22 protein-coding genes are annotated in these 20,856 nt (G+C 63.9%); 11 read left to right on the top strand and 11 right to left on the bottom strand.

Features of this window, described 5'->3' with window-relative positions; translation table 11 throughout:
- Nucleotides 1-27: 27 nt before the first annotated feature.
- A complete protein-coding gene (locus C7I87_RS04930) occupies nt 28-1,329 on the bottom strand; it encodes a cytochrome b (RefSeq protein WP_149903139.1) in 1,302 nt (433 codons plus the stop codon).
- Between the two features lie 16 nt (nt 1,330-1,345).
- A complete protein-coding gene (petA, locus tag C7I87_RS04925) occupies nt 1,346-1,906 on the bottom strand; it encodes a ubiquinol-cytochrome c reductase iron-sulfur subunit (protein ID WP_023770291.1) in 561 nt (186 codons plus the stop codon).
- A 314-nt stretch (nt 1,907-2,220) separates the two neighbouring features.
- Here petA and C7I87_RS04920 point away from each other — a divergent pair, with 314 nt between their 5' ends.
- Complete coding sequence (locus tag C7I87_RS04920; RefSeq protein WP_149903138.1) at nt 2,221-2,565, top strand: cupin domain-containing protein; 345 nt, start codon at nt 2,221-2,223, stop codon at nt 2,563-2,565.
- A 36-nt stretch (nt 2,566-2,601) separates the two neighbouring features.
- Here C7I87_RS04920 and C7I87_RS04915 read toward each other — a convergent pair whose 3' ends face one another.
- From C7I87_RS04915 to C7I87_RS04895, 5 genes are read right to left on the bottom strand one after another with little or no spacing between them, the layout of a single operon-like run.
- A complete protein-coding gene (locus tag C7I87_RS04915) occupies nt 2,602-2,913 on the bottom strand; it encodes a DUF6665 family protein (RefSeq protein ID WP_149903137.1) in 312 nt (103 codons plus the stop codon).
- On the bottom strand, nt 2,914-3,402 hold the full coding sequence (locus C7I87_RS04910) for a GNAT family N-acetyltransferase (protein ID WP_188393727.1): 489 nt from the start codon (nt 3,400-3,402) through the stop codon (nt 2,914-2,916).
- Nucleotides 3,403-3,406: 4 nt separating this feature from the next.
- Nucleotides 3,407-5,290, bottom strand: coding sequence for an ABC transporter ATP-binding protein (locus tag C7I87_RS04905; RefSeq protein WP_149903135.1), 1,884 nt, complete (start codon nt 5,288-5,290; stop codon nt 3,407-3,409).
- A gap of 10 nt (nt 5,291-5,300) precedes the next feature.
- Entirely contained in the window at nt 5,301-7,187 is a 1,887-nt protein-coding gene (locus tag C7I87_RS04900; protein ID WP_149903134.1) for an ABC transporter ATP-binding protein, read from the bottom strand.
- A gap of 29 nt (nt 7,188-7,216) precedes the next feature.
- On the bottom strand, nt 7,217-7,609 hold the full coding sequence (locus C7I87_RS04895; RefSeq protein WP_149903133.1) for a hypothetical protein: 393 nt from the start codon (nt 7,607-7,609) through the stop codon (nt 7,217-7,219).
- A 409-nt stretch (nt 7,610-8,018) separates the two neighbouring features.
- Between C7I87_RS04895 and C7I87_RS04890 the strand changes: the two genes are divergently transcribed.
- A complete protein-coding gene (locus tag C7I87_RS04890; RefSeq protein ID WP_149903132.1) occupies nt 8,019-8,477 on the top strand; it encodes a tRNA (cytidine(34)-2'-O)-methyltransferase in 459 nt (152 codons plus the stop codon).
- 129 nt (nt 8,478-8,606) lie between these two features.
- Nucleotides 8,607-9,053, top strand: coding sequence for a redox-sensitive transcriptional activator SoxR (soxR, locus tag C7I87_RS04885; RefSeq protein ID WP_149903131.1), 447 nt, complete (start codon nt 8,607-8,609; stop codon nt 9,051-9,053).
- Here the strand turns inward: soxR and C7I87_RS04880 are convergent.
- A complete protein-coding gene (locus C7I87_RS04880) occupies nt 9,050-9,307 on the bottom strand; it encodes a hypothetical protein (RefSeq protein WP_023770299.1) in 258 nt (85 codons plus the stop codon). The genes soxR and C7I87_RS04880 overlap by 4 nt on opposite strands.
- A gap of 168 nt (nt 9,308-9,475) precedes the next feature.
- On the opposite strand from C7I87_RS04880, the gene hemF reads away from it, so the two are divergent.
- The 5 genes from hemF to C7I87_RS04855 all read left to right on the top strand — a co-directional run bounded on the left by hemF (nt 9,476) and on the right by C7I87_RS04855 (nt 13,252).
- Complete coding sequence (hemF, locus tag C7I87_RS04875) at nt 9,476-10,390, top strand: oxygen-dependent coproporphyrinogen oxidase (protein WP_149903130.1); 915 nt, start codon at nt 9,476-9,478, stop codon at nt 10,388-10,390.
- A gap of 302 nt (nt 10,391-10,692) precedes the next feature.
- Nucleotides 10,693-10,953 (top strand): DUF1344 domain-containing protein, encoded by a 261-nt coding sequence (locus C7I87_RS04870; RefSeq protein ID WP_149903129.1) that lies wholly within the window; start codon nt 10,693-10,695, stop codon nt 10,951-10,953.
- 213 nt (nt 10,954-11,166) lie between these two features.
- A complete protein-coding gene (locus C7I87_RS04865; RefSeq protein WP_149903128.1) occupies nt 11,167-11,352 on the top strand; it encodes a DUF1059 domain-containing protein in 186 nt (61 codons plus the stop codon).
- A 247-nt stretch (nt 11,353-11,599) separates the two neighbouring features.
- Nucleotides 11,600-12,178: a hypothetical protein gene (locus C7I87_RS04860; protein WP_149903127.1), complete on the top strand. Its 579-nt coding sequence runs from the start codon at nt 11,600-11,602 to the stop codon at nt 12,176-12,178.
- 87 nt (nt 12,179-12,265) lie between these two features.
- The gene (locus tag C7I87_RS04855; RefSeq protein ID WP_149903126.1) at nt 12,266-13,252 is read left to right on the top strand and encodes a S8 family serine peptidase; all 987 of its coding nucleotides are present in this window, start codon (nt 12,266-12,268) and stop codon (nt 13,250-13,252) included.
- Between the two features lie 38 nt (nt 13,253-13,290).
- On the opposite strand, the gene C7I87_RS04850 is transcribed toward C7I87_RS04855, so the two are convergent.
- Genes C7I87_RS04850 through C7I87_RS04840 form a run of 3 tightly spaced genes read right to left on the bottom strand, consistent with a single transcriptional unit; the run spans nt 13,291 to nt 15,811 of the window.
- Nucleotides 13,291-14,553, bottom strand: a complete 1,263-nt coding sequence (locus C7I87_RS04850; RefSeq protein ID WP_149903125.1) for a CCA tRNA nucleotidyltransferase — start codon at nt 14,551-14,553, stop codon at nt 13,291-13,293.
- The gene (locus C7I87_RS04845; RefSeq protein WP_149903124.1) at nt 14,550-15,182 is read right to left on the bottom strand and encodes a CoA pyrophosphatase; all 633 of its coding nucleotides are present in this window, start codon (nt 15,180-15,182) and stop codon (nt 14,550-14,552) included. The genes C7I87_RS04850 and C7I87_RS04845 overlap by 4 nt, the downstream gene beginning before the upstream one ends.
- Nucleotides 15,182-15,811, bottom strand: coding sequence for a DUF1285 domain-containing protein (locus C7I87_RS04840; RefSeq protein WP_149903175.1), 630 nt, complete (start codon nt 15,809-15,811; stop codon nt 15,182-15,184). The genes C7I87_RS04845 and C7I87_RS04840 overlap by 1 nt, the downstream gene beginning before the upstream one ends.
- A 157-nt stretch (nt 15,812-15,968) precedes the next feature.
- Here C7I87_RS04840 and C7I87_RS04835 point away from each other — a divergent pair, with 157 nt between their 5' ends.
- The 3 genes from C7I87_RS04835 to C7I87_RS04825 are packed head-to-tail and all read left to right on the top strand — an operon-like array spanning nt 15,969 to nt 20,802.
- On the top strand, nt 15,969-16,973 hold the full coding sequence (locus C7I87_RS04835) for an AAA family ATPase (RefSeq protein ID WP_149903123.1): 1,005 nt from the start codon (nt 15,969-15,971) through the stop codon (nt 16,971-16,973).
- Nucleotides 16,973-17,983, top strand: coding sequence for a DUF58 domain-containing protein (locus tag C7I87_RS04830; protein WP_149903122.1), 1,011 nt, complete (start codon nt 16,973-16,975; stop codon nt 17,981-17,983). The genes C7I87_RS04835 and C7I87_RS04830 overlap by 1 nt, the downstream gene beginning before the upstream one ends.
- Entirely contained in the window at nt 17,980-20,802 is a 2,823-nt protein-coding gene (locus C7I87_RS04825; RefSeq protein ID WP_149903121.1) for a DUF4159 domain-containing protein, read from the top strand. Before C7I87_RS04830 ends, C7I87_RS04825 begins: the two co-directional genes overlap by 4 nt.
- Nucleotides 20,803-20,856 lie beyond the last annotated feature (54 nt).

Here is a 20,856-nt window from a genome sequence, read left to right as displayed (position 1 = left end):
GCCAAATCCCCTTAGATTCTCTACCGCTCAGCCCTTGGTCTCAGGTGCTGCCGTGGCGCCCGCCGGATGCCCGCTGCCACCCTTGTTCTTCTCGAGAACCGCTTCGGTGATCGAGTTGGGCAGTCTGCGCGGTGTCTCGATCAGGCCAAGCACCGGCAGCGCGATCAGGAAGAAGGCGAAGTAGAACAGCGTCGCCATCTGCGCCATGAACACATAGCTGCCTTCCGCCGGCTGCGAGCCCAGCCAGCCAAGCAGGATGGCATCGGCCACGAACAGCCAGAAGAACAGCTTGTACCAGGGCCGGTAGACCGCCGAGCGCACCTTGGAGGTGTCGAGCCACGGCACCAGGAACAGCATGACGATGGCGCCAAACATGCACAGCACGCCGCCGAGCTTGGAATTGATCGGCCCGATATTGAAGGTGATGGCGCGCAGGATCGCGTAGAACGGCAGGAAGTACCATTCCGGCACGATATGGGCCGGCGTCTTCAGCGGGTTCGCGACGATGTAATTGTCGGCGTGGCCGAGATAGTTCGGCAGGAAGAAGACGAAATAGGCGAAGATGAACAGGAACACGATCATGCCGAACGCGTCCTTGATGGTCGCGTAGGGGGTGAAGGCGACGGTGTCGGTCTTCGACTTGACCTCGATGCCGGTCGGGTTCGATTGGCCCACGACATGGAGCGCCCAGACGTGCAGCACGACGACGCCGGCGATCATGAACGGCAGGAGATAGTGCAGTGCGAAGAAGCGGTTGAGCGTCGGGTTGTCGACCGCAAAGCCGCCGAGCAGCAGCTGCTGGATCCAGTCGCCGACCAGCGGAATGGCACTGAAGAAGCCGGTGATGACGGTGGCGCCCCAGAAGCTCATCTGCCCCCAAGGCAGCACGTAGCCCATGAAGCCGGTCGCCATCATCAGGAGGTAGATGATGCAGCCCAGAATCCACAGCAGCTCACGCGGCGCCTTGTAGGAGCCGTAATAAAGACCGCGGAAGATATGCAGGTAGACCGCGATGAAGAAGAACGACGCGCCGTTGGCATGCATGTAGCGCAGGAGCCAGCCGGAATTGACGTCGCGCATGATCTTCTCGACCGAATTGAAGGCGAGAGTGCTGTCCGACGTATAATGCATCGCCAGCACGATGCCGGTCAGTATCTGCGAGACCAGCATGATGGCCAGGATGCCGCCGAAGGTCCACATATAGTTCAGGTTGCGCGGCACTGGATAGGCGACGAAGCTGTCATAGACCATCCTGGGCAGCGGCATGCGGGCGTCGAACCAGCGTTCGATACCGGTCTTTGGCGTATAGGTCGAGTGTCCCTCGCTCATCGAAATATCCCCTGCCTCAACCGATAAGGAGTTTGGTATCGGAAATGAACTTGAATACCGGAATAGCCATGTTCTCCGGCGCCGGGCCTTTGCGGATGCGGCCGGCAGTGTCGTACTGCGAACCGTGGCACGGGCAGAACCAGCCGCCGAAATCGCCTTCCTGGCCGAGCGGGATGCAGCCCAGATGGGTGCAGACCTGAACCATCACCATCCAGGCTTCCTTGCCGGGCGTGGTGCGGTTGGCGTCGGTCGCCGGCGCGTCTGACGCGAGGTTGGCGTTGCGGGCGATCGGATCCTTGAGATCGGAGAGGCTGACGGCCTCGCCGTCCTTCATTTCCTTCTCGGTGCGGTTGCGCACCACGACCGGCTTACCGCGCCACTTGACGATCAGCGAACTGCCGGGCGTCAGCGAGGAGACATCGACCTCGACCGAAGCGAGCGCCAGCGTCGAGGCGTCGGGACGCATCTGGTCGATGAACGGCCAGGCGACGGCACCGGCGCCAACCACGGCGGCCATGCCGGTGGCGACGTAGAGAAAATCTCGACGGTTGGGATCGTGGATGTCGGTTGCGCTCACGGGTGCCTGATCCTTTCGCCTCTTCCGCGCCGGTGGCTGAGCCTTGTTCCCCGCTCAATCACGCCAACCCGACAGCGCATGGCGAACAGGCTAGCGAATTCCTCCGGCATTTGGACTTCGGTTTATGCGTGAAGCCCGTTTTTGTCCAGACGGGTCAAGGCACAAGGGCAGATTGTCGCGGGGACAAAATCCCCTATTGCTCGGCAAGGCGGCGAATGGCCGCAAAAGGCGGCTAAACAACCGGGAAACAACCGCAAATCCGGTATCGTTGTTTGCCTCGACATAGGCTGCCCGAGTGATCTATTTTCCCTGCCATGGTGCATGTCATCGATCGCGAGGAATGGTCTGTTCGTTCCAATCACTGGAAGGGCGAACTGCAATGCGGCGTCTACGGCTCCAACTCCTGCCTGATCTTCAATTACCTGCCCGATGTCGGCGGCGGCCCACGGCTGCACGCTCATCCCTATGCGGAGATCTTCATCATCCGCCAGGGCACCGGCCTGTTCACCGTCGGCGACCAGGAAATCGAGGCCTCGGCCGGCCAGATCGTCATCGTGCCGCCCCACACACCGCACAAATTCACCAATCTCGGCCCCGGCCCGCTGGAAACGACCGATATCCACGAGAACGGCAGTTTCATCACCGAGTGGCTCGAGTGACCATGATCCTCAGGATGATGGTCAGACAAAAAAGCCCTATTTGGCGCCGAGCCTGACCAGCACGGCCCTGGGGATGCTGTATTCCCGGATCACCGCATCGTGCTTGCGCAGCCCGCACAGTTCGCGCTGGATGAAATAGCCGTGCACCGCCTCGGCGGCTTCCTTCAGAAGCTGGGGCCGCCGGTCCCCATCTTCGTTGTCGCGAAGCATCGCCAGCGTCACCTCGACGCGCTGGCCGGCACGACCGAGCGCGGCAGCCTTCTCGGCGAGGATTTCATGACCAAGCGCGTCAAAGGCGGCCTCGGCGGGGGAAGATCCGGTCAAACCGGAGGGAGGCCGCAGAGACATTCAGTTCGCCTTTCTGCGCTTTGCAGTCTCATCGCTCAGCGCCATGCGATGGGTGACGAATTCCTCGCCGGAAACGCGATGGAAGCCAAGCCTCTCGTAAAAGGCAAATGATTCCGCTGGAGCGCGTGTGTTGAGCGATGAAAAATGCGCTCGTGCCCGCTCGATGATCGCGCCGACCAGCATGCGACCGACGCCGAGGCGCCGGTGCGCCGCGCTGACATAGAGGTGGCGCACGCGGCCGAAATCGCCTTCTTCGAAATAGGGATCGACATTGAGCCCGCCAACGCCGATCAGTTGCCGGCCATGATAGGCGCCGAGCAGCATTTCGGGCCTTTTCAGGAATTTGTTGCGCCCGCTCGTCCAGCCGTCGCGAAGCCGCACCAGCATCCAGTAGCCTTCCTGACGGCTTTCCTGCATCAGAGCATCGAAAGCCGGTGTCGTCGGGCGCAGCCCCTTCAGCACGTAACCGGTTTCATCCGCCGCGCCCATGCGCCTACTCCGCCGGCCGCGTCTCTTCGAGCACGCTTTCCTCATGATAGAGGAAGCCACCGGACTGGCGCTTCCACAGCCGGGCATAGAGCCCGTCGAGCGCCACCAGTTCGTCATGCGTGCCTTGCTCGACGATGCGGCCGCCGTCGAGCACCACGAGGCGATCCAGTGCCGCGATCGTCGACAGCCGGTGGGCGATGGCGATCACGGTCTTGTTCTCCATCAGCCGCGTCAGATTCTCCTGGATCGCCGCCTCGATGTCGGAATCGAGCGCCGAGGTCGCCTCGTCGAGGATCAGGATGGGCGCGTCCTTGAGGAAGACGCGGGCGATCGCCACGCGCTGGCGCTGGCCACCCGACAGCTTGACACCGCGCTCGCCGACAAAGGCCTCATAACCCTGGCGGTCCCGGTTGTCGCGCAAGGTCAGGATGAACTCGTGGGCCTCGGCCTTCTTCGCCGCCGCGATCACCTCCGCATCGGTCGCGTCGGGCATGCCGAGCTTGATGTTGTCGCGCAGCGAACGGTGGAACAGGGCCGTGTCCTGGCTGACGACGCCGATATTGGCGCGCAGCGAATTCTGCGTCACACCGGCGACGTCCTGGCCATCGATGGTGATCCGGCCGCTTTCGAGGTCGTAGAGGCGCAGGATCAGGTTGGCCAACGTCGTCTTGCCGGCGCCCGATGGCCCGACGAGCCCGACCTTCTCGCCCGGCCTGACGACAAGGTCTATGCCGTTGAGCACGCCGAACCCCTTGCCGTAGTGGAACTCGACGTTCTTCACATCGATACGGCCTCCGGCCACGACCAACTCCTTGGCGTCGGGCGCGTCGGTTAGCCCGAGCGGCTGCGAAATCAGCGCCTTGGAGTTCTCCAGCACGCCGAGGTTTCGCAAGATGCCGTTCATCTGCATCATCAGCCGGCCGAGCAGCATGTTGAGGCGCAGCACCAGCGACAGCGTGAACGCGACGGCACCGACGGTGATCGAGCCCTCGACCCAGAGATAGACGGCAAAGCAGCCGATCGCCGTGATCATGATGCCCGACAGCGTCGTCAGCGCCATGCGAACGCCGGTCAGCCGGCGGGTGAAGGGCCGCAGCGCGTCGAGATAGATATCGAAGCCGTTCCTGATGTAGCGGTCGTCGCCGTCGGCCGCGAACAGTTTCAGCGTCTGCACGTTGGAATAGGAATCGACGATGCGGCCATTGATCATCGAGCCCGCCTCGGCGGTCGCTTCGGCGTGCTTGCGGATCGCCGGCAAATAGCGCCTGGCCAGAAAGCCGAAGGCGGTGATCCAGATCACCACCAGTGCCGCCAGCCTGAGGTCCAGCCCCGCGACCAGCGCCAGCGTCGTCACCGTATAGACGACCATGAACCAGACGACCTCGATGAAGCTTTCCATCAGGTCGCCGGTCGCCTGCCCGGCCTGCCAGACCTTTGTCGCGATACGACCGGCGAAATCGTTCTGGAAGAAGGCATAGGACTGGCGCGAGACATGCCGGTGCGCCTGCCAGCGCACCAGATTGTAGAAGCCCGGCGTGATCGTCTGTTCGTCGACCAGCGCCGACAGCCCGACGACCACGGTGCGGATGACCAGCACCACAGCGACCATGAACACAAGTTCGGGGCCGGCGGCGGCCCACAGCGCGTGCCAGCTCCGCTCGCCGGGAAGCTGGTCGAGGATATCGACAAGCCGCCCGACGAAATAGAACAGGCCGGCCTCGACCAGCGGCGCGATGCCCCCGATGACCAGCATGGCGAAGAAGGCGAACTTCGCCTGGCCGACATAGTGCCACAGGAAGCCTCCGACGCTGGCCGGTGGCCGAAGATTCGCCGGCTCCCTGAACGGATAGACCCAGGTCTCGAACCAGCGGTAGATGGCTGTCATCATGCGGCGGCCATCATTCTGCGGCTTGCCCCTTTGCTATTGCGTCGTTGGCGGCGCCGACCGGGCCGTCCTCGAGCAGGAACCCACCCGACTGGCGCTGCCAGAGCTGCGCGTAAAGCCCGCCTCTGGCGACCAGTTCCTCGTGCGAACCCTCCTCGATGACGCGGCCCTGGTCCATCACGACGAGCCTGTCCATCGCCGCGATAGTCGACAGCCGGTGCGCGATGGCGATGACGGTCTTGCCTTGCATGAGCTTGTAGAGATTCTCCTGGATGGCGGCTTCCGCCTCGGAATCGAGCGCCGACGTCGCCTCGTCAAGGATAAGAATGGGCGCGTCCTTCAACATAACGCGAGCAATGGCGATGCGTTGCCGCTGGCCGCCGGACAGTTTGACGCCGCGATCGCCGACATAGGCGTCGAAGCCTTTCCGGCCGCTATGGTCCGAAAGCGCCGATATGAAATCCAGCGCCTCAGCCCGCCGCGCCGCCTCGACAAGCATGTCATCGCTGGCTTCGGGCCGGCCATAGAGAATGTTCTCGCGCACCGAACGGTGCAGCAGCGAGGTGTCCTGCGTGACCATGCCGATCTGGGCGCGCAGCGAATCCTGCTTCACGCCGGCGATCTCCTGGCCGTCGATCAGGATCCGGCCGGACTCCAAGTCGTAGAAACGCAAGAGGAGATTGACCAGCGTCGACTTGCCCGCGCCCGAGCGCCCGACAATGCCGACCTTCTCGCCCGGCTTCACCGCGAGCGACAGGTTTTCGATGACGCCCTTCTGCTTGCCGTAGTGGAAGCGGATGTCCTCGAAGCGGATATCGCCTTTGGAAACGCTGATCTCCTTGGCATCCGGCCTGTCCTCCACGAGGCGTGGCAGCGAGATGGAGGCAATGCCGTCCTGCACCGTGCCGATATTCTCGAACAGGCCCGACATTTCCCACATGATCCACTGCGACATGCCCCACATCCGAAGCACCAGGCCGATGACTACGGCGACCGCGCCGATCGTCACCGCTTGCCCCATCCACAGCCACAACGAGATGGCGGTGACCGAAAACAGCAGAAGCGCGTTCAGTATGTAGAGCGAGCCGAACAGCACCGTCACCAGCCGCATCGACCGGTAGACCGTGTCGAGGAAGCCCATCATGCCTTCCCTAGCGAAGGCTGCCTCGCGGCGCGAATGGGAAAACAGCTTGACCGTCTGGATGTTGGTGTAGCTGTCGACGACGCGGCCGGTCATGGTCGAGCGCGCATTGGCCTGCTCCTCGCCGACCTTGCCCAGGCGCGGGATGAAAAAGCGCAGCAACAGCACGTAGCCGACCAGCCAGACGCCAAGCGGCGCCGCCAGCCGCCAGTCGGCCGAACCGACGATCAACAGCATGCCGAGGAAATAGACGATGACGTAGTTCAGGACGTCGATCACCTTGATGACGCATTCGCGCACGGCGAGCGCCGTCTGCATCAGCTTGGTGGCGATGCGGCCGGCGAACTCGTCCTGGTAGAAGCTCATCGATTGCTTGAGCAGGTAGCGATGCACCTGCCAGCGGATGCGCATGGGATAATTGCCCATCAGCGTCTGCTGGTTGAGCAGCGAATGCAGCCAGACCGTGCCGGGCAGCGCGAACAGCACGATGAAGGCCATGCCGGCGAGCTTCCAGCCCTCCGTCTGCAGGAAGGTCTCGCGATTCTGCCCCGACAGCCAGTCGACGATGCGGCCGAGGAAACCGAACATCCACACTTCCGCTATGGCGATGGCAGCCACCAGCACCGCATCGACCAGGATATAGGGCCATGCCCCGCGCGTATAATGCAGGCAGAAGGCAACCAGCGTCTTGGGCGGCTCGACCGGTTCCGCGGCAGGGAACGGATCGAGCCTTCTTTCAAACCAGCTAAACAACAACATAGGTCATGCTCACGAAATCTGTTTCCCGCTCAAGCGGCACGCCGTACGAGGTCCTCGGAACGCATGGCGCCGAGGGCCGACGGTCCGGAATCATCCGGACCGTCGGCCCTGCTTCGCGCAATATAGGGGTTCGCGGGCTTTTCGCCGACAGGCTCTTTTGACGATCCTGACGGCGCGGTGCCGACAGCCCGGATCTTCGCACCTGGCCGGATCAGCCGGATGATCCGGCGACCCAGCGACGGCCGGCTCGGATCGGGAACCGCATGCGAGAAATCGACATCCGGCAACATGCCACGATGCGGCCGGCGACGGACTTCGGCATGAACCGCCGAAGAATAGGTCTCACCGATCAACAGCACCCAGGTCGGCATGCGGTGGATATGCAGGCTCCTCGAGCCGGGTATTCTATAGGGATCGAACATCGGTCCGTCCTCCGTGTTGAAATAGAGATAAAAAGGGTGATCGACGTCATGCCGCGGAATCTGCGGAGGATCAGTCGGAACGCGTTGGGACGGGGCCATTGGCCCCTTCGGTGGCTTGAAAAACATCGCAGGATTCCTTCGAAGACCAGGGAATGGTTTCGGCGGAAATCGGTGCGGAAGTGTCTAAAAGATCAGGAGAAACGTCGTACCGAAACCGCCAGGGCGCAAGTAAGCCCACGGGTGGGGCGCTGGATGTGCATGGTCATCATGAATTACCCCTCCATCGGTTCGGGTTGACAATGGAGTTGACATACCCGACTTCGCAGAAAATGGCCACCCGCAGGTCCAGGAATTTCCAAAACCAGGAAGCCGCTGTGGCCGATCTGCCACTTATTAGAAGGACGCGGAAGTGAACCGTGGTCTCCGCATCGCGCTCTACCAGCCTGACATTGCCGGCAATACCGGGACAATCCTGCGCTTCGCCGCGTGTCTCGGGCTTGGCGTCGACATCATCGAGCCGGCCGGCTTTCCGCTCTCCGACAGAGCGCTCAAGCGTGCCGGCATGGACTACCTCGAAATGGCTGCCCTGACCCGGCATGTCGACTGGCACGCCTTCGAGGAATGTCGCAAGGCCCGCGCGGACCGGCTGGTGCTGCTGTCGACCAAGGCTACCACCCCCTATACAGACTTCAGCTTCACCGACCGCGACATCCTCCTGTTCGGCCGCGAATCCGCGGGCGTGCCGGATCCAGTCCATCAGGCGGCGGATGCGCGGCTGACCATCCCGATGCAAGGCGCGGCGCGCAGCATCAACGTCGCGCTTTCCGTCGCCATGGTGGCGGGTGAAGCCATCCGGCAGCTTGGCTAGGGGATCGCCCGCAGCGCGGTCCGCGGTGATTTGTGCCCAGGCGCACATCCGCCTTCTCCTTCGTTTGCACATCCAGGCTTTCTTGGCTACAAGCTCAACTTAACTTGAGGTCAAGCGGAAAATTGCGAGATGGCACCAGCATTGGAATTGACGGTCGGCCAGGTGGCTGCGCGCAGCGGCGTGGCGGTGTCGGCGCTGCATTTCTACGAGACGCGCGGCCTGATCCGCAGCCACCGCACCTCCGGCAACCAGCGCCGTTACGGCCGCGACGTGCTGCGCCGGGTGGCCATAATCCGGATCGCCCAGGAGGTCGGTATCTCGCTCGCGGAAATCGGTGCCGCGCTTGAATCATTACCTGAAGGCCGCACGCCGACGCGCGAAGATTGGAATCTGCTTTCAACGGCTTGGCGCGATAGCCTCGATCAGAAAATCAGCCAACTAAAGAAGCTGCGCGACGGGTTGACCGACTGCATAGGCTGCGGCTGCATGTCGATCGACAAATGCCCGCTTCGCAACAAGGGGGATCGGCTGGCAAGGGAGGGAACGGGGGCGCGGCGACTGCTGGTCGGGGGCTAATCCGCCGCCGGCAACCGCCTTATCGTAAACTCGATCAGATCGCCCGGGCGCTCGAACCAGCTTTCGATCTCGGTCCAGTAGGCCTGCTTGGGGAAGCGCTCGAACCACTCCTTGGCCTTCAGGCGGGCGTCGGAGCGCGGCAGGACGAAGGTCTCACGCAGGAAACCGTCGCGCGGCATGCGCGCGCGTTCGGCTCGGCTTTGGTCGAGCCTTTTCTTCAGGCCATCCAGCGGCGGTCTTGCCGGGGTGCGCACGAAACAACTCCTTGCACCTGGCGCATGACCCCGAAATCGGAATCGGGTTTCGGAAAGGACCATGCGCAAAACCAAAGTGACTTGACCCTGTCCCTTAAGAGATTAGGGATCGCGCCCGGAAAAGACGAGTCTTTTGTCGACTCGCCGCCCCGAAACCGGAGACGGCACTTGGAACGACCTGAAATACCGGCGGGGCTGCCCGCCGACATCGAAGAGATGAAGATGAAGGCCCGGCTTTGGTTCGAGGCGCTGCGCGAGCGCATCTGCGGCGCTTTCGAGCAGATCGAGCAGGACCTCGGCGGTCCACTCGCCTCATGGTCGCCCGGCCGCTTCGAAAAGACGCCGTGGGAACGCGACCAGGGCAAGGGCGGCGGCGGCACCATGTCGATGATGCATGGCCGCGTCTTCGAGAAGGTCGGCGTCCACACTTCGACCGTTTATGGCGAGTTCTCGCCCGAATTCAGGAAGCAGATGCCTGGCGCCGAGGAAGACCCGCGCTTCTGGGCATCGGGCATTTCGCTGATCGCGCACCCATGGAACCCCAACGTTCCGGCCGTGCACATGAACACGCGCATGGTCGTCACATCCAGGCAATGGTTCGGCGGCGGCGCCGACCTGACGCCGGTGCTCGACCGCCGCCGCACGCAGGATGATCCCGACACGATAGCCTTCCACCGTGCCATGCAGTTCGCTTGCGAGAAGAACGCGGCGGTTGCCGACTACCCGAAATTCAAGGCCTGGTGCGACGAGTACTTCTTCCTGCCGCACCGCAATGAGCCGCGCGGCACCGGCGGCATCTTCTTCGACTACCTGCATCCGGAAGAGGAGAAGGGCGGCTGGAATGCCAATTTCAACTTCGTCCAGGACGTCGGGCGTTCGTTCCTCGTCGTCTACGGCCACCTGGTGCGCGCCAACTTCAACGAGAACTGGACCGATGGCGACCGCGACGAACAGCTGATCCGCCGCGGCCGCTACGTCGAATTCAACCTTCTTCACGATCGTGGCACCATCTTCGGGCTGAAGACCGGCGGCAATGTTGCCGCGATCCTGTCCAGCCTCCCGCCGGAGGTGCGCTGGCCGTAAAAAAATGGTGAGCGCGATGTGAGGCCGCATTGATGTCCCATTTGTCGAATCTGGGCGCGGAATGTGGCGTCGAGAATATCTTTTTCGTCTAATATCCATCTGAAAAAACTGAGTTATTTGTCGCATTCGGGTCGGGAAGCGCCGGTGGTTTGCCCAAGGGCAATTCCAGGAAATGCAACCGCTTTCCCTTCGGAATTGCGTCCGAACAAGGTTAGCCGCGACTCGACGCGACCGGACGGCCCAAAGACGATGCGGATCATCCTCGCCAAAAAGGATGCCCGCTCTTCCAGGAGTGTATCAGCATGAGAAAGATCATCGTTTCCGCTGCCGCCGCCGCCCTTCTTGCTTCCGGTTCCGTGGCGTTCGCCGCCGTCAAGCACACCACCGGAACGGTCAAGAGCTTCGATGCGATGGCCAAGAGCCTGGTTCTCGACAATGGATCGTCTTTTACGCTTCCCGCGACCTTCAAGGATCCTGGCCTGAAGGCCGGCGAGAAGGTCAGAATTTCGTGGGACATGAGCGGCAAGGACAAGGTTGCCGAGGCAGTCAAGATCGTGAAGTGATGGCCTGCCCGCTGGGTTAGCGTAAGAGGGCGGAGCAGCGCCGCTCCGCCTTTCACCATTGACCGCAACCAATACCACCCCATCTGTGTTACGGTCTTCACCCCTGCCCGTGGTTCGGTTCCAAGGCCGGATAGCGGGCCAAGAAGATGCGGAGCTCCGGCCTGTCCTTGCAGGGCAGTCGATCCGGCTCCATGGAGGAAGAGGAGAGATCCCATGAAACAGTTCCATTGCGGCTCGCTGGTTCCCGGCTGCGACTGGCACACCCGTGCCGACGAGGAAGCCGAGGTCATGCGCCGTGCCGTCGAGCATATGCGCGAGACGCATGGCGAGACGATCATCCGCGAGACGATGATCGAGGCTATCCGCTCCCGGATTGAGAAGGTCCGTGACGCGGCGTAGGGCGCGGGCGGGGACTGTCGATATGAGCAAAAGAACCGTGGTGGCGCTCGGGTAACGCGCGTCGCACCGGTTTATTTCGACACATGGCCCGCGCCTCAAAAAATCATATTTGCTCCAGCTAAAATAAACCGTGCGGTAACCAAACCCGTGCGATCGTCAGACTGATATCCAGACTACAGGGGGCTGCCAGAGAAGCCCGTCGCCGTCAGGCACTGGTCCGGAATCAGTGGGGCGAGGTGTTTCGCGGATGCGCGAAAAATCCGGCAATCGTGCGAGTTTGTGCGCAACGGCGCTCCTGCCGTGGGCGCTCCTCGGCGCGCCACCGGCGGTTGCCCAGGAATTGACGACATCGCTCATCGACATCCACCAGGGCTCGCCGCTCAGCGATAAGGCGAGAGGCCTGGGTGACGGCGGGTATGAGTTGCAGTCCGGAAGCCGGGTATCGTTCAACCAGTGGTACCAGACAAACTGGGTCGACATGCATGTGGACCTGATGACGCAGATTACGGAGGACACCGGTATCCTTTGGGGGTTTGGCACCGGGGAACATGGCGAGAAGTATCGGATCGAGCCCAGCCTCAAGCTTGGTTTCCTCACACAGCTGCATCCGAGTGCGAACAGCATACTGTCCTTGTCGTTCACCACGACCTTCGGCGGTAAGCTCACCGAAAAGCCCTGCCAGGCCGATTATGGCGATCTGGGCACCTACAGCGTCAATTGCCGGCTCGCCGCCGGCGAGGTCGCGCCCGAGGAAACGTTGAAATATCTGGTTAACGCTAAACCGGAGAGCCAGCATCTCTGGCTGAATTACCGTGTTACTTTCTGATCGCGGGCGGCCAGGCACGAGATATGGCATAGCCGCCGGAGATTCGCGGTCGTCCATCCTAGCTTCTGTTTGAACCGGGGTAAGATCATGTCAAATGCGCGTTGGAAGTTCGGTATCGCCACGGCCCTCGCCCTTCTGCCGGCTTCCATGGCGGCGGCTCAAGAAGCTGGCGGTCCGGATCCGCTATCCGCGCTCTGCGTGGGCGGCCAGTCGAACGCTTCCATATGCTTGAGCGCAACCTTGCCGACGGCCACATCGCAGACCTTGCAAGGCTGGATGAGCCCGGATGTCGGAGCCGCATGGCGTTCCGGTTACAAGGGCCAAGGCGTCACCATCACGATCGTCGACGATTTCTCCAGCACATCGAAGTTCAGCGGCAATTTCGGCATCGGCACGCAGACCCAGCGCCACGGCGAATGGACCCGCGAAGAAGCCAGCATGGTTGCGCCGTTGGCAACCATCAGGTCGAAAGACTTTTCCACCAGTTCATCGGTCGCGCTGTCGCCGGGCCTGAACGTGCTCAATCTGAGCTATGGCATGTACGCCAAAGCGGGTTATAGCCCCAGCCAGATCGGATGGAGCGCCGAGGAAGCCTCCATCATCTCCTATGCCACCAGGGGAACGGCCGTGGTTTCGAAGGCTGCCGGCAACGACGCGGTTGCCGTGGGCGGCGTCACCAGCGGCCAGCAGGACTACCTAGACCTCGCCCTGGTCGGAAAGGCATCCGCGATTTTCGTCGGCGCGCTCAACAGCAACGGCACGACGTCGAACAAGGCCAGCATGGCCTGGTACTCCAACACCGCCGGCTCCAACACGGCTGTGCAGAGCCATTTCCTGGTCGTGGGTGTCACCGGGGACAAGACCGGCCTTTACGGCACCTCTTTCGCCGCGCCGATCGTTGCCGGCTACGCCGCCATCGTGGGCAGCAAGTTCAGCAAGGCAACGCCGACCCAGATCACCAACCAGTTGCTGAATACGGCCCGTACCGACACGCTGGCCAACTATAGCGCCTCCGTCTATGGCAAGGGCGAGGCAAGCCTTTCGCGTGCCCTCGCTCCGCTGTCGATCAAGTAGCGGCACGGAAGCGCAGGGGCAGACACAGCGGTTCTGGCCTACGTTTCAAGGGCCTCCGCGGCGCGCTTGATCAGCGCGTCGCGATCGGGCGCAAAACCCGCATCGATCCATTCCGCCTCGAGGTTCTTGAGGATTTCGCCGAGCTTCGGCCCCGGCGTTGCGCCGAGCGCCGTAAGATCGGCGCCTTTCAGAGGAAACACCGGTTTTTCCCATTTGAGCGCAAAGGCAAGCAGGCGCGAAAAGCCACCCGCTTGAAGCAATGCATCATTGTCCTCGACAGCGCGCACCCGCGCCGCGGCAAGCGAAAGCCGCAGGCGGTCGACAAACCCTTGCCGGTGGCCGCGATAGAGCCGTTTCGCCAGTTCGCCCTCGGTCGTCTTCGGCTCGACGGTCGTGGTGAGCGCCCAGTGGAGCATGCGGTCGGCTTCAGCGGTCGAGAACCTGAGCCTCTCGGCCAGGGTCTTCATGCGCGCGGCATCCGGCGGCACGATCGCCTCCAGCCGCAGCATCGGATCCACCGCCCAGCCCAAATCCTTCTCGGCCCTGGTCAACCCATGGATCGCATCGATGCCCCATTTCTCGCTTTCCGGCAGCGCGGCGGTCAGGACACCGGCCTGGCGCATCCAGAGCAAGGCGCGCGAAGGGTCGGGCGCCGATAGAAGCTTCTTCAATTCGGACCAGACGCGCTCGGCGGAGAGCTGGGCGAGCCCTTCCTTCAACCGGGCGCAGGCCTTCAGCCCCTCCGCGTCGGGCCGGCCCTCGCCGTACCAGGCGAAGAAGCGGAAGAAGCGCAGGATGCGCAGATAATCCTCGCGGATGCGCGCCTCCGGATCGCCGATGAAGCGTAGCCGGCGCGCCTCGATGTCGGCGATGCCGCCGACAAGGTCGACAACCCGTCCGTCGGCCTCCGCATAGAGCGCGTTGATGGTGAAGTCGCGCCGCTCCGCGTCAAGCTTCCAGTCGCGCCCGAACGACACTTTGGCGCGGCGGCCATCGGTCTCGACATCGGCGCGCAAGGTGGTGATTTCATAGGGCTTGCCATCGGCGACCACCGTGATGGTGCCATGCTCGATTCCGGTCGGCACCGCCTTGAAGCCTTCCGCCTCGGCGCGGCGGATGGTTTCCTGCGGCAGGCAAGAGGTGGCGATATCGATGTCGGTGACGGGCTGGCCCATCAACACGTTGCGCACCGCGCCGCCGGCGATACGCGCCGCCTCACCGCCTTCGGTGAGCACGGCAAGCAGGCGCTGAAGATGATTGTCGAAGAGCCAGTCCGCCCTGCCCGCGATCGAAACACTCACGCATAGAGCCTTTCATAGAGCGTACGGATGATGCCGGCGGTGACGCCCCAGATGCGCCGGTCGCCATAAGGCATGTCGTAGAAGAACCACTCGAGATCGTTCCACATGCGGCTGTCGCGCCTATGGTTCACCGGATCCATCAGGAAGCGCAGCGGCACTTCGAAGGCGGCATCGACCTCATCGGCGTTCAGGGTCAGCTGGAATTGTGGCCGCACGATGCCCAGCACCGGCGCGATGCGGTAGCCGCTGCCGGCGACGTAATCGGGCATGCGGCCGATGATCTCGATGTGATCAGGGGCAAGGCCGATCTCCTCGAAAGTCTCGCGCAGCGCCGCCGCCTCGGGGGTTGCGTCGGTCGGATCGATGGTGCCACCGGGAAAGGCTACCTGCCCCGAGTGGTTGCGCAGTTTCTCGGCCCGTTTGGTCAGGAGAACCGTCGCCTCACCGTCATGGTCGACCACCGGGATCAGCACCGCCGCATTGCGCAGCGGCTTGCCCGGATTGAGGCGCGGATGGACGGGATTGAAGCGGTGATCGCCATAGTCGTCGCCGGCATGCGCATCCGGCTGCGCGGCAAAGCGCGCGCGAAAGTCCGCCGATGAGAACGGCGCCGGCGACACATGGTCCATCATGCGCTCGACCGCTTCAACTGATCCGCCGGCATGATCGGAAACACGGCATTCTTCGAGCGCACCGAAAACATCGTCCTGCCGTCGATCTCGATCTCCTCGCCGTGCCCGACCAGTTCGTACATGACCGGCCGCGCCACCAGCGCCTCCAGCCTGCCGCGCACCAGCAGATAGGGCTTCAGGCCGCCGGTCTCGTTTTCGTCGACGAAGCGCAGCGGCCGCTCCGGTCCGGCCTCGACCACGTCGCCCACATTGGTGCGGAAGGTGATGACCTGATCCTCGCCTTCGCCCGAAACATCCATCTCGACGGCGACGAACGGCGCATCGGCAACGCGGATGCCGACCTTTTCCACCGGCGTCACCAGATAGGTCCTGCCGTCTGCGTCCTTGCGCAGCACGGACGAGAAAAGCTGCACCAGCGGCATGCGGCCGATCGGCGTGCCCAGGTAGAACCAGGTGCCGTCGGCCTTGATCTCCATGTCGAGATCACCGCAAAAGTCGGGATTCCAGCGTTCGACCGGCGCCGCGCCCTTGCCGGCACGGGCCGCGCGCGAGATCAACGCCTCGAGGCCTCGAGCCTCGGTGGCTTGCGTAAGGCTTTGTTGGCGATGTTCGTGGTGTTCCGTCATCGTCACGAAATAGTCACTGTTGTTCCGCTTGTCAGCCTAAGTCTGTGATTTAAGTTCAACCATAGGCGCTCCGCGAGGCCGAATCGCGGCAGTCTATGGTATGGTGCGAGCCAGCATTTCCAAACCATGGCATTCCAACCAAAGGGATCGATGCGGCATGAGCGTGATGGTCAAGGAAAGCCCGATCAGCGAAACGGACATGGTAGCCGAGGCCGAGAAGGCGCTTGCCGACATCTCCAGGATCCGCGACGGGGTTGGCCGGGTGATCTTCGGTCAGGAGAACGTTGTCGAGCGCACGCTGGTGGCGCTGCTGGCTGGCGGCCACGCGCTGCTGGTCGGCGTGCCGGGCCTCGCCAAGACCAAGCTGGTCGAGACGCTGGGCGTCGTGCTCGGGCTCGATTCACGCCGCATCCAGTTCACGCCCGACCTGATGCCGTCCGACATCCTCGGCTCCGAGGTCATGGAGCAGGACGAGACCGGCAAGCGTTCCTTCCGCTTCATCTCCGGCCCGATCTTTGCCCAGCTGCTGATGGCCGACGAGATCAACCGCGCGTCGCCGCGCACCCAGTCGGCGCTGCTGCAGGCGATGCAGGAATATCACGTCACCATTGCCGGCGCGCGCTACGATCTGCCCTCGCCATTCCATGTGCTGGCGACGCAGAACCCGCTGGAGCAGGAAGGCACCTACCCGCTGCCCGAAGCCCAGCTCGACCGCTTCCTGATGCAGGTCGACATCCTCTACCCCGAAATCGAGGCCGAGCGCCGCATCCTCCTGGAAACCACCGGCGTCGAGGACGCCAAGGCAACCAACGTCCTGCAGCCGGCACGGCTGAAGGAGATCCAGACACTGATCCGCCGCATGCCGGTTCCAGAAAGCGTCGTCGAGGCGATCCTCAATCTGGTGCGTTCGGCGCGTCCGGGCCAGGGCAATGCCGAGACCGACAAGCATGTCGCCTGGGGCCCGGGTCCGCGCGCCAGCCAGGCGCTGATGCTGTGCACCAGGGCACGCGCGCTTTACGACGGACGGCTGGCGCCCTCGGTCGACGATGTCAGGGCGTTGGCCGAGCCGGTGCTGCAGCATCGCATGGCGCTGACCTTCGCCGCCCGCGCCGAAGGCACCAGCGTGCGCGACGTGGTGGCGAAGCTTGTGAAAGGCATTTGATGGTGCGTATCGGCGAAGTCCAGGCTCCGGCAGCGACGCGTGACGCGCTCGCCCGCGGCCGGTTGCGGGCTTCGCTTGTGCCCGACCTGCTGGTCGAAGCACGCCGTATCGTGAACACCGTGATCGCCGGCTGGCATGGCCGCCGCAAGCGCGGCATCGGCGAGAATTTCTGGCAGTTCCGACCCTATGTCGAAGGCGATGCCTCGCGCATCGACTGGCGCCGCTCGGCCCGCGACGACCATACCTATGTGCGCGACCGTGAATGGGAAGCCGCCCATACGGTCTGGCTGTGGGCCGACCCCTCGCCGTCCATGCTCTACAAATCGACAGGTGCCGGTGTTTCCAAGCAATCGCGCGCGCTGGTGCTGACACTGGCCATGGCCGAGCTTCTGTCGCGCAGCGGCGAGCGCATCGCCTGGCCGGGGCTGACCGATCCGTTCACCGCCCGCAACGGCGCCGAGCGCATCGCCGCCCAACTCATGCATGTCGGCGATCTGCCGGCAAAACCCGATCTCTCCGATATCAGGCGCTTCTGCGACATCGTCATCGCCAGCGATTTCCTCGATCCCGTCGAGGAAACCATGGCCTGGCTCGACGTACTCGCCCGTCACGGCGTGCGCGCCCATCTGATCGAGGTCGCCGACCCGGCCGAGGAAACCTTCCCCTACGCCGGCCGCACCGAGTTCACCGATCCCGAGACCGGCGACAAGCTGACCGCCGGCCGCGCCGAGATGCTGGCCGATGAATACCGTCTGCTCTACACCGCCCGCCGCCAGGAACTGGCCCGTTGGTGCAAGCGGCTCGGCTGGAGTTTTACCGTCAACCACACCGACCGGCTCGCTTCCGACGCGCTGGTGCGCCTGCACATGGCGATGACCGCTGATGGCTCGTATGCCGGGCTGACCTCTGGTCATGCCGGGCTGACCTCTGGTCATGCCGGGCTGACCTCTAATCATGCCGGGCCGACCGCCACTGCCAGTGGCGGTAAGCCTGGAAAGGCCGTCGCATGAGCTGGCTGCCGCTCTCCTTCGGCGCCCCGATGGTGCTGTGGGGCCTGCTGGCGCTGCCGGTGATCTGGTGGCTGCTGAGGTTGACGCCGCCCAAGCCGCAGACCGAAATATTCCCACCGCTGAAGATCCTGGCCCTTGTGCTGAGGCGTGAGGAAACCCCGCAGCGCAGCCCGTGGTGGCTGACGCTGCTCAGGCTGCTGATGGCCGCTCTCGTCGTCGCGGCATTGGCCGAACCGGTCTTCAACCCGCGCGAGAAGCTGCCGGCCGAGGGTGCGGCCCTTGCGCTGGTCATCGACAATGACTGGGCCAGCGCCGCCGACTGGAACAAGCGCGTCGCCACCGCGGAGCGGCTGATCAACGACGCGGGTTCGAACGGCGTGCCGGTGGTCATCGCCTTCACCGCCGAAAAGCCCAATGCGGAGATCGGCCCCTTCGATGCCGCCGCCGCACTCGACCGGCTGCGCGCCGCCAAGCCACGGCCTATCCCGACCGACCGGCCCGCCGTCTATGCCCGCGTCGCCGGCGTTCTGGAGAGCCTGCCCGGCACCAGCGTCGCCGTGCTGGCCGATGGTCTGGCAGCCAGGGGCGACGAGGCCGCCTTCAACACGCTGTTGTCGAAAAATGCCGCCCGCGTCGTCTGGGCGGTGGCCGACCGACTTTCCCTGACCGGCCTGACATCAGCCGACAATCAGGTTGACGGCTTTGCCCTGACCGCCATCCGCGCGCCCGGCGATCCCGCTCCGGCGCAGGTCACCGCCGGCGCCTTCGACGACAAGGGCCGCCGCATCGCCGATGCGACCCTGACCTTCGCGCCAGGCGAGGCCACTGCCACCGGCACCATGGCGGTGCCGTTCGAATTGCGCAACGACTTCGCCTCGATCGCGCTCGACGGCGAACGGCACGCGGGGGCGGTGCGCGTGCTCGACGAAAGCTCCAAGCGCCGCCGCGTCGGGCTGTTGTCGCAAGCCGAGGCCGACCAGGCGCAGCCGCTCCTGTCGCCGCTCTACTATATCAGGCGCGCCCTGCAGCCCTTCGCCGATCTGGTCGAACCCTCCAGCGCCGATCTCGCCAACGCCATCCCGCAGATCCTGGACCAGAAGCCGGCGATGATCGTCATGGCCGATATCGGCACCATTCCTGCGCAAGTTCGGCAAAGGCTGGTCGACTGGGTCGACAATGGCGGCACGCTGGTGCGTTTCGCCGGCTCGCGGCTGGCCGCTGCCGGTAATGATGACGACCTGCTGCCGGTTCGCCTGCGCACCGGCGAACGTTCGCTCGGCGGCGCGCTGTCATGGACATCGCCGCAGCCGGTCACCGAATTTCCCAAGGCCGGCCCGTTCGCCGACCTGGCGCCGCCAACCGAGGTCACGGTGACCAGGCAGGTGCTGGCCGAACCGACACCCGACATCGTCGAGCGCACCTGGGCAGCCCTTGCCGACGGCACGCCGCTGGTCACCGGGCTGAAGAAGGGCAAGGGCACGCTGGTGCTGTTCCACGTCACGCCCGAGGCGACATGGTCGAACCTGCCGATCTCGGGCAGCTTCGTCGAGATGCTGCGCCGCATCGTGCAGCTGTCGCGTAACCAGGGCGCGGCGATCGCCAATGCCGAAGCCGCCGCCACGTCGCTGGCACCCTATCGCATGATCGCGGCCGACGGCTCGCTGGTGCCGCCGACACCGGATGCACGGCCGCTGGTGCCCGGCGCAGGCGCATTGCCGGTGACCTTCGAGAACCCGCCAGGCCTGTATGGCTCGGAGACAGGCGTCTTCGCTCACAATCTGCTCGACGCCGCAAGCACGTTCGAGCCGCTGGCGCGCCCGCAAGTGACAGTGCCGGTCACCACGGTCCAGTATGCCTTAGATGAATCGCGCAACCTGAAGGGTTCGCTGGTCGCGGCGGCTCTGTTGCTGATGCTGCTCGACACGCTGGCGGTGTTGTGGATGGGCGGCCTGTTTTCGCGCCGGCCGCGCCGGGCCGGTGCCGCGGCAACCACCGCCGCCATGCTGATCGCGCTTGGCGCACTGTTCGGCCATGCCGATGTCGCGCGCGCCGACGATGCCAAGCCGGGTGACCAGGTCGCCATCGAGGCGATCTCGAAAACCCGCATCGCCTATGTGCTGACCGGCGTGCCGGGTGTCGATTCGATCAGCCGCGCCGGGCTCGAGGGCCTGACCCGCTTCCTGATCGAGAAGACGGCGCTCGAACCGGGCGCGCCCGCCGGCGTCGACATTTCGAAGGACGAGCTGTCCTTCTATCCCCTGATCTACTGGCCGATCGACCCGGCGGCCCCCATGCCGAGCCAAGCCGCGATCGCCCGCATCGACGCCTATATGCAGCAGGGCGGCACCGTGCTGTTCGACACGCGCGACCAGTTCGCCAACGGCATCGGCGCCGATTCCACCAGCCCAGCGACCGAGCGGCTGCGCGACATCCTCGGCAACCTCAACGTGCCGCCGCTGGAGCCGGTGCCGTCGGACCACGTGCTGACCAAGTCCTTCTTCATCCTGCCCGAATTTCCCGGCCGCTTCGCCGGCAGTCCGCTCTGGGTCGAGGCATCGCTCGAAGCCAGCAACGCCGACAACCGTCCGGTGCGCACCGGCGACGGCGTTTCGCCGATCATGATCACCGCCAATGATTTCGCCGGCGCATGGGCCGTCGACGAGAATGGCGACCCGCTATTGCCGACCGTGCCGAACGATCCGATGCAGCGGGTCTACGCACTGCGCGCCGGTGTCAACATCATGATGTACATGCTGACCGGCAACTACAAATCCGACCAGGTGCATGTTCCCATCCTGCTCGAACGGTTGGGGCAGTAGGATGACGTTCTCACTCCCCACGGCGGTCGACCCTCTCCACAACGGGGAGGATAA

The organism is Mesorhizobium sp. SARCC-RB16n (assembly GCF_008520305.1).
GTDB lineage: Bacteria > Pseudomonadota > Alphaproteobacteria > Rhizobiales > Rhizobiaceae > Mesorhizobium.
The sequence above is the reverse complement of the archived record's forward strand: the minus strand, read 5'-3'. Positions and strand labels throughout refer to the sequence as shown.

Bases quoted from the DNA above. Each gene is read 5' to 3' on its own strand.
- C7I87_RS04895 (WP_149903133.1), bottom strand. From the start codon at position 7,609: ATGTTCGATCCCTATAGAATACCCGGCTCGAGGAGCCTGCATATCCAC.
- C7I87_RS04905 (WP_149903135.1), bottom strand. From the start codon at position 5,290: ATGATGACAGCCATCTACCGCTGGTTCGAGACCTGGGTCTATCCGTTC.
- C7I87_RS04825 (WP_149903121.1), top strand. From the start codon at position 17,980: ATGAGCTGGCTGCCGCTCTCCTTCGGCGCCCCGATGGTGCTGTGGGGC.
- C7I87_RS04870 (WP_149903129.1), top strand. From the start codon at position 10,693: ATGAGAAAGATCATCGTTTCCGCTGCCGCCGCCGCCCTTCTTGCTTCC.
- C7I87_RS04860 (WP_149903127.1), top strand. From the start codon at position 11,600: ATGCGCGAAAAATCCGGCAATCGTGCGAGTTTGTGCGCAACGGCGCTC.
- C7I87_RS04840 (WP_149903175.1), bottom strand. From the start codon at position 15,811: ATGACGGAACACCACGAACATCGCCAACAAAGCCTTACGCAAGCCACC.
- C7I87_RS04855 (WP_149903126.1), top strand. From the start codon at position 12,266: ATGTCAAATGCGCGTTGGAAGTTCGGTATCGCCACGGCCCTCGCCCTT.
- C7I87_RS04830 (WP_149903122.1), top strand. From the start codon at position 16,973: ATGGTGCGTATCGGCGAAGTCCAGGCTCCGGCAGCGACGCGTGACGCG.
- C7I87_RS04915 (WP_149903137.1), bottom strand. From the start codon at position 2,913: ATGTCTCTGCGGCCTCCCTCCGGTTTGACCGGATCTTCCCCCGCCGAG.
- C7I87_RS04900 (WP_149903134.1), bottom strand. From the start codon at position 7,187: ATGTTGTTGTTTAGCTGGTTTGAAAGAAGGCTCGATCCGTTCCCTGCC.
- C7I87_RS04920 (WP_149903138.1), top strand. From the start codon at position 2,221: ATGGTGCATGTCATCGATCGCGAGGAATGGTCTGTTCGTTCCAATCAC.
- C7I87_RS04845 (WP_149903124.1), bottom strand. From the start codon at position 15,182: ATGGACCATGTGTCGCCGGCGCCGTTCTCATCGGCGGACTTTCGCGCG.
- C7I87_RS04930 (WP_149903139.1), bottom strand. From the start codon at position 1,329: ATGAGCGAGGGACACTCGACCTATACGCCAAAGACCGGTATCGAACGC.
- C7I87_RS04835 (WP_149903123.1), top strand. From the start codon at position 15,969: ATGAGCGTGATGGTCAAGGAAAGCCCGATCAGCGAAACGGACATGGTA.
- C7I87_RS04910 (WP_188393727.1), bottom strand. From the start codon at position 3,402: ATGGGCGCGGCGGATGAAACCGGTTACGTGCTGAAGGGGCTGCGCCCG.
- C7I87_RS04865 (WP_149903128.1), top strand. From the start codon at position 11,167: ATGAAACAGTTCCATTGCGGCTCGCTGGTTCCCGGCTGCGACTGGCAC.
- soxR (WP_149903131.1), top strand. From the start codon at position 8,607: ATGGCACCAGCATTGGAATTGACGGTCGGCCAGGTGGCTGCGCGCAGC.